Raw genomic sequence first — 6,965 nt, 5'->3', positions numbered from 1 at the left:
ACCCGGAACCCGCCGTCCGGGAGCGGCCCGTGCTCGATCGTCCCGCCGAGTGCCGACACGCGCTCCCGCATGCCGGCGAGCCCGAACCCGCCGTCGTCCGGGGGAGCGGCGGGGACGGTGCCGGCGGGCGGCGCGGCGTTGGTCACCTCGACCGCCAGCAGGGGGCCGCGCCGGGCGACCGTCACGATCGTGACCGCACCGGGAGCGTGCCGCGCGACGTTCCCGAGGGCCTCCTGCACGACCCGGTACGCGCTCAGCTGTGCCAGCCGGTCGTCCCCGTCGTCGGGTGCGTCGTCGTCGAGGTGGAGCTCGACCGGGATCCCGGCGGCCCGCGTGGCCTGCACGAGCGCGGGGAGGTCGGCGAGCCGGGGCTGCGGCGCCCGTTCCGCCGAGCTGTCGCCGCGCAGTGTGCCGAGCAGCTGCCGCATCTCGCGGAGCGCCGTCCGCGAGGTCTCGGCGATCGCCGCGAACTCCGCACGTGCTGCCGGCGGGAGGTCGGCCACGCGGAACGGCGCCGACTCGGCCTGCATGTGCACGACGGACATGCTGTGCGCCACGACGTCGTGGAGTTCGCGGGCGATCCGGGAGCGTTCCTCGACCGACCGGCGGCGGGCCTGCTCGAGTTCGGCGTCGCGGCGGGCCTCGGCGAGCTCCACCCGGACCGCCCGGCGCTGCCCGATCGCCACGGCCGTCCCGGCGAGGAGCAGGTCGCTGCCGGCGGACACGACGAAGGTCGCGGCCCAGACGTCGGCCGGGTCCCACCGACCGGGGACCACCGCGACCAGGCCGAGCGTGAGCACCGTCGCCGCGGTCCAGACGGCCGCGGTGAGTCGCCAGTCCGTCCGGACGCCGAGCACGACGAGGAGCGCACCGACGCCGATGATCGCGGTGACCGGGAGCGGCCACGGACCGGCCGGCGACCCGGCGGTGAGGAGCCCGAGGGCCGCCACCCCCGCCAGGTGCACCACCGAGGACGTCCGCGGCAGCACGGGAGCGAGCCCGAGCGAGACGGAGAGCACCGCGGTCACGAGCAGCGCGAGCGGGACGGGCACGTCGTACACGGCGACCGTCACGGGTGCGGCCACCGCGAAGAGCGTCGCGGCGACGACGACGAGCACGATCCGGGCGGCGACGACGGGCCAGGTCGCCCACTCCCGGCGCGTCGACCACGGCCGGCGTCGGCGCGGCGTCGCGGGTGGGACGTGGGCGGTCACGGTCGTGCGGTCCCTCCGGAGTGGGCGAGGTGCGGTGCGGTGCGGGCGGCGTCGAGGACCGCTGCCCTGGCGTCCGCGCGGTCGTCCGCCCGGGCGGCTGCTCGGGCCTCCCGCTTCCGGGTGACTCTACCGATGACCCGGTCGACGGCGATCCCCAGTCCGGCGGCGACCACCATCGAGACCAGTGCTGCGACGAGCGGCTCGTGCAGCACGCTCGACGCCGCGAGGGCGATCCCGATCGAGGTGGCCGACCACGCCAGCCCCGCGACCGAGCTGATCGCGAGGAACCGGCGGTAGGGGAGCCGGGTCGCACCGGCGGTCATGTTCACCGCGACGCGTCCGACGGGGATGTACCGACCGACGAGGATGAGGCTCGCGGACCGCCGTCGCATCTGGCGCTCGGCGAACGCGAACGCCGCGGCGATCCTCGGACGCCGGGACCGCGCGAGGCGTCCGAGTCCGATCCGACGGCCGATCCAGTAGGCGACGGAGTCCCCGGCGACCGCGCCGAGTGCGGCGGCCGCGAGGACCCCGGCGAGGACCGGCTGGCCGGAGGTCGCGGCGATGGCGGCGACCGCGACGAGGGCGGCCTCGCTCGGCACGGGTGGGAAGAAGCCGTCCACCAGGCAGAGCGCGAAGAGGACGACGAAGACGAGCGGGCTGGCCGCCAGCTCGACGACGAGCGGGGTGATCTGGTCGAACACGGTGGCTCCCTCCGCCGACGGACCTCGTCGACGGGTTCGACGCTACGGAGCGTGCGACCGGCTGCCATCCCGCGCGGGTCTCGACCACCCCCTACCGCGGTATGACTTCCCCCTGACGGGTCACGGTGCGGCCTCGGGGTCCGTCCGCGCGGCCTCGGTCGCCGCGGCCGCCTCGCGGATCCGTCGGACGACGGCGGTCGTGGAGTGCTCGGGCACGTAGTCGACCATGACGACCTCGCCGCCGTAGCCCTGCACCACCGCGGTCTCGCGCAGCATCTCGGGGGAGTAGTCGCCGCCCTTGACGTAGACCTCGGGGTGCAGCCGTTCGATGAGCGGGATCGGGGTGTCGGTGGCGAAGACCGTCACCAGGTCGACGCACGCGAGGGCGGCGAGGACACCGGCCCGGTCCTCGGCCGGGTTGATCGGCCGCTCCGGACCCTTCAGGCGCCGGACGGAGTCGTCGTCGTTCAGTGCGACGACGAGCAGGTCGCCGAGGTCCCGGGCCTGCCGGAGGTACGTCGTGTGCCCGCGGTGGACCACGTCGAAGCAGCCGTTCGTGAACACGATCCGTCGTCCGGCCTCACGCGCGGCGTCCACCGCGGCGGCGAGCTCGTCGTGGTCGACGACGGTCGCGGCCGGCGCGGTCACCGACTCGAGCAGCGCCGCGGCCGAGCACACCGAGGTGCCGGCCTCGCGGACGACGACATCGGCTGCCGCCTGGGCGACCGACACGGCGTCGCGGAGCGGGGCGTGCACGGCGAGCGCCACCGTGGCAGCGGCGCAGAAGGTGTCGCCGGCACCGGAGGCCTGCTGCTCCGATGCCGGGACCGCCCGCGTCCGGAAGCCACCGTCGAGACCGCGCTCGACCAGGACCGTGCCGTCGCGGTCCAGCGTCACGACCGCCGCACGTGCGCCGGTCCGTCGGAGGACCTCGTGCCGGGCGTCGACGATCGCGGACGCCCGGTCCGGGCCGGTCCCGAGCGGCGCACCGAGCAGGGCGGCCGCCTCGCCGGCGTTGGGCGTCACGAGGTCGGGTCGGAGCGCCGCCCAGCGGGTGAGGTCGTGCGCGTCGACGACGACCGCGGTGGGACGGTCGGCGTCGAGCACGGGGACGACGTCGGCCGGGTCCACCCCGAGGCCGTAGTCGCAGACGACCGCGGCGTCGGCGCACCGCAGCGCACGGGCGACGGCCTCGGCCAGCCGGACGCCGTGCTCGGCGGTGGGCTCCGCGGCGATCTCGTCGACGCGGACGACGACCCGGTCGCCGCCGACGACCCGCGACTTCGTCGTGGTGCGGGTGCCGGGGACGACGACCATGCAGGACGTGTCCACCCCGGCGGCGTCGAGGCGTTCACGGAGCACGGCGCCGGCCTCGTCGTCACCGAGCAGCCCGACCATCCGGACGCGGGCGCCGAGTGCGCGGGCGTTCACCGCGGTGTTCGCCGCGCCACCAGGGACCGCCACGGTCTCCGTCACGCGGACCACCGGGGCCGGGGCCTCGCGCGAGACCCGTTCCGCCTCGCCGACGGTCCAGCGGTCGAGGATGCAGTCGCCGATGACGACGACGAGCGGCTCGCGGTCGTCGACCGTGGCGACGAGGTCCCGGACGAGCCGGACGTCGACGCTCACCGGGCACCCCCGGCCGGCGGGGCCGCCTCGAGGTGCACGACGGTCGTGGTGGTGAGCTCGTCGAGCAGGTGCGGGCCGTACCCGAACCCAGCACCGGAGGCACCCCGGGGCTGCGCGCTGCCACCAGGGGCGCCACCGAAGACGGCGTTCACCTTCACCGTGCCGACGGGGAGTTCCGCGGCCGCACGCAGGGCGTGTCCGGTGTCGTTCGTGAGCACCGTCGCCGCGAGGCCGTAGCGGTCGGCCGCCGCGAGCCGCAGGCCCTCGTCGAAGTCCTCGACGACGCGCACGGGGGCGATCGGCCCGAAGGTCTCCTCGGTCATGACGAGCATGTCGTCGGTGACGCCGGTGAGCACGGTCGCGGGGTAGAAGGCGCCCGGGCCGTCCGGTGTGGCACCGCCGGTGCGCGCCGACGCCCCACGCTGCAGCGCGTCGTCGACGTGCGACTGCACGGTGCGCCGGAGCCGATCGTCGACGAGCGGCCCGTACTCCGCGGCCGGGGCCGACGTGCGCCGCTCGGCCTCGGCGACGAGTGCGGTCACGAACGGCTCGGCGACCGCGCGGTGCACGTAGACCCGCTCGACGCTCGTGCATATCTGCCCGGTGTTCGCGAAGGCGCCGAGGGCCACCTGGGCGGCGGCCCACACCGGGTCGACGTCGGCGTCCACGACGACCGCGTCGTTCCCGCCGTTCTCCCGGACGACGTGGGCACGGGTCCGCACCGCAGCCTCGGAGAGCCGGTCACCGGTCCCGGTGGAGCCCACGTGCGCGTACACGTCGATGCCGTCCTGTGCGAGGAGCAGTTCACCCGTCGCGCCGTCGCCGTCCACCCCGACGAGGACGCCGTCCGGCAGGACCTCGGCGAGCAGGGCGTTCAGGCGGGCGATCGTCGCGGGGGAGCGCTCGCTGCCCTTGTGCACGACCGTGTTGCCGGTGACGATCGCGGCGCCGAGGATCCCGCACGCCACGGCGACCGGGTCGTTCCACGGGGTGAGCGCGAGCACCACGCCGCGGGGGTGCGGCACCGACCAGTCGGCAGCGCCGAACGCGCCGCGCAGGGCCTCGCCGCGGTGCACGGGTCCGAGCTCGGCGTACTGCACGAGCGTCCCGACCCCGGCCTCGACCCCGCCGAGCGCGTCGCCGGGGACCTTGCCGGTCTCCCGGGTGTTCAGGTCAGCCAGCTCCTGGGCGTGCGCGCGGACGTGCTCGGCAGCGCGGTGCAGCAGGGCACCCCGCTCCGCCGGTGCGGTCCGGGCCCACATCGGGGCCGCGGCGCGGGCACGGGCGACGGCGGTGCGGACCTCCTCCTCGGAGGCGCGGCGCACCGTCGAGGCGAGGGTCCCGGTGGCGGGGTCGGCCACCACGATGTCATCGGTGGCGGGGGGAGCGATCGTCATGGTGTCCTTCCGGGGGACGGGCGGGGGTCCGACGGTCCTCGCGGGAAGCTGGGCACGCCCACGGCATCGCGTTTCTCGTCCATCCGAGCCCGCTGCTGGACGTCCGGGCGGCCCCTGGTCGGTAGACGGGACGGGTGCAACTGATCGGCAACGGTGGAGAACGGTTCGACGACGTCCGCGAGATCGGGGTGCTCCGGGGCGGGGGCCTCGGCGACCTGCTCTTCGCGGTGCCGGCGCTCGAGGCCCTGGCAGCGGCGTACCCCGACGCGCGCATCACCCTGCTCGGCACGCCGACCGCCCCGGCGGTGCTGCGCGGCCGGACCGACGCCGTGCACGCGTTCGAGGAGCTGCCGGTCGTCCCGGGCGTCCGGGACTCCGGCGAGGGTGCTCCGACCCTCGCGGACTTCGAGTCGCGGCTCGCCGGGCGCTTCGACCTCGCCGTGCAGCTGCACGGGGGCGGACGGAACTCGAACCCGTTCCTGCTCCGGCTCGGCGCCCGGCACACGGTCGGCACCGCCACCGAGGACGCCGAGGTCACGGAGCGCTGGGTCCGCTACGTCTACTACCAGCACGAGGTCCTCCGGGCCCTCGAGGTCGTCTCGCTCGCCGGTGCCGCACCGGTGACCCTCGACCCCCGCGTGCGCGTCTCCGACGAGGAGCGCGCGGCGGTCCGCGACCGGCTCGGCGTCCGCACCGCCTCGGACCGCAGCGGGCGACTCGTCGCGATCCACCCGGGGGCCACCGATCCGCGGCGCCGCTGGAGTCCGGACCGGTTCGCCGCGGTCGCCCGGGCTCGGCTCGCCGCCGGTGACGACGTCGTCCTCGTCGGTGACGGCACGGACGTGCCCGCTGCGGCGGCGATCCGGGCCGCGCTGCCCGCCGACACCGCGGACCGCGTGCACGACCGCACCGGCGCGCTCCCGCTCACCGACCTCCCGGCGGTCCTCGCGGCGGCGGACGTCATGGTCGGCGACGACTCCGGCCCGCGGCACCTCGCCGTGGCCGTGGGCACCCCGACGGTGGGCGTGTTCTGGTTCGGCAACGTGGTGAACGCCGGTCCGTTCGACCGCGGTCGGCACCGCGTCCACCTCTCGTACGTGACGCGGTGCCCGGTGTGCGGGGTCGACGTGACGCAGGTCGGGTGGACGGCCGAGCGCTGCGCGCACGACCCGTCCTACGTCGACGAGGTCGAGCCGCAGGCCGTGCTCACCGACGTCGCGGACCTGCTCCGCACCACGTGACGGGAGGCGCGGTGCGGGCCCGCACCGCGCCTCCCGTCCGTCTGACGGTCGCGTCTACGGCCAGCTCGGCTCCGTCGCCGGCATGATCGACAGCTCGCGGATCTCGCAGCCGGCCGGCTGCGCGAGCGCGAACAGGATCGCGTTCGCGACGTACTCCGGCTCGATGAGCTGCGCATCCGGCCCGGGCTTGTACTGCTCCGTGCGGTCGGCGAAGAAGTTCGTCCGCATGCCCGCCGGGATCACGTTCGTGACGCCGACGCTGCCGCCGGTCTCGGCGGCGAGGGCCTGCGAGAACCCGCGGACGCCGAACTTCGACGCCGAGTAGGCGGTGCCGTCCCCGACGCCGCGGAGGGCGAGCGACGAGGAGACCGTGACGACCCGACCGTGCGACGCCTCGAGCGCGGGCAGCGCCGCACGGACGACGGCCGCCGTGCCGAGCAGGTTGACGGCGACGATCCGCTCCCAGTCGCCGGACGAGATGCCGCCGATCGGTGCGGGCTTGTCGATCCCCGCCGCGGTCACGACGGCGTCGAGGCCGCCGTGCCGCTCCGCTGCCTCGCGCACGGCTCGCTCGGTCGCCTCGGTGTCGGTGACGTCGACCGCGACGGCGTCGAGGCCGTCCGGGACGGCATCGATCCGGAGGTCGAGGACGATCGGCGTGCCGCCGGCCTCGGTGACCGCGGCGACGACGGCGGCCCCGAGGCCGGAGGCGCCGCCGGTGACGAGGACACGGCCGATGGGGGTGGTGGGGACGGGCATGGACTTCCTTCCGTGGTGGGG

At 75.8% G+C, this 6,965-nt stretch carries 6 protein-coding genes; 1 reads left to right on the top strand and 5 read right to left on the bottom strand.

What is annotated here, in order from left to right; genetic code table 11:
• The 4 genes from JSX79_RS18815 to JSX79_RS17830 form a co-directional block, all read right to left on the bottom strand.
• A partial coding sequence (locus JSX79_RS18815) for a histidine kinase (protein ID WP_229087529.1) occupies positions 1-1,214 on the bottom strand: 1,214 nt, incomplete at its 3' end.
• Positions 1,211-1,918 (bottom strand): DedA family protein, encoded by a 708-nt coding sequence (locus JSX79_RS17840; RefSeq protein WP_092387179.1) that lies wholly within the window; start codon positions 1,916-1,918, stop codon positions 1,211-1,213. The genes JSX79_RS17840 and JSX79_RS18815, both read right to left, overlap by 4 nt.
• A gap of 120 nt (positions 1,919-2,038) precedes the next feature.
• The gene (rfaE2, locus tag JSX79_RS18810; protein ID WP_229087527.1) at positions 2,039-3,547 is read right to left on the bottom strand and encodes a D-glycero-beta-D-manno-heptose 1-phosphate adenylyltransferase; all 1,509 of its coding nucleotides are present in this window, start codon (positions 3,545-3,547) and stop codon (positions 2,039-2,041) included.
• Positions 3,544-4,944, bottom strand: coding sequence for an aldehyde dehydrogenase (locus JSX79_RS17830; protein ID WP_229087526.1), 1,401 nt, complete (start codon positions 4,942-4,944; stop codon positions 3,544-3,546). The genes rfaE2 and JSX79_RS17830 overlap by 4 nt, the downstream gene beginning before the upstream one ends.
• A 134-nt stretch (positions 4,945-5,078) precedes the next feature.
• Between JSX79_RS17830 and JSX79_RS17825 the strand changes: the two genes are divergently transcribed.
• Positions 5,079-6,185, top strand: coding sequence for a glycosyltransferase family 9 protein (locus tag JSX79_RS17825; protein WP_229087523.1), 1,107 nt, complete (start codon positions 5,079-5,081; stop codon positions 6,183-6,185).
• 54 nt (positions 6,186-6,239) lie between these two features.
• Here JSX79_RS17825 and JSX79_RS17820 read toward each other — a convergent pair whose 3' ends face one another.
• On the bottom strand, positions 6,240-6,944 hold the full coding sequence (locus JSX79_RS17820) for an SDR family oxidoreductase (protein ID WP_071294656.1): 705 nt from the start codon (positions 6,942-6,944) through the stop codon (positions 6,240-6,242).
• Between the last annotated feature and the right edge of the window lie 21 nt (positions 6,945-6,965).

Origin of the sequence: Curtobacterium sp. GD1 (genome assembly GCF_020882855.1) — a bacterium.
Taxonomy (GTDB): Bacteria; Actinomycetota; Actinomycetes; order Actinomycetales; family Microbacteriaceae; genus Curtobacterium.
The sequence above is the reverse complement of the archived record's forward strand: the minus strand, read 5'-3'. Positions and strand labels throughout refer to the sequence as shown.

Coding starts and splice junctions, on each gene's coding strand:
- JSX79_RS17830 (WP_229087526.1), bottom strand. CDS start 4,944: ATGACGATCGCTCCCCCCGCCACCGATGACATCGTGGTGGCCGACCCC.
- JSX79_RS17820 (WP_071294656.1), bottom strand. CDS start 6,944: ATGCCCGTCCCCACCACCCCCATCGGCCGTGTCCTCGTCACCGGCGGC.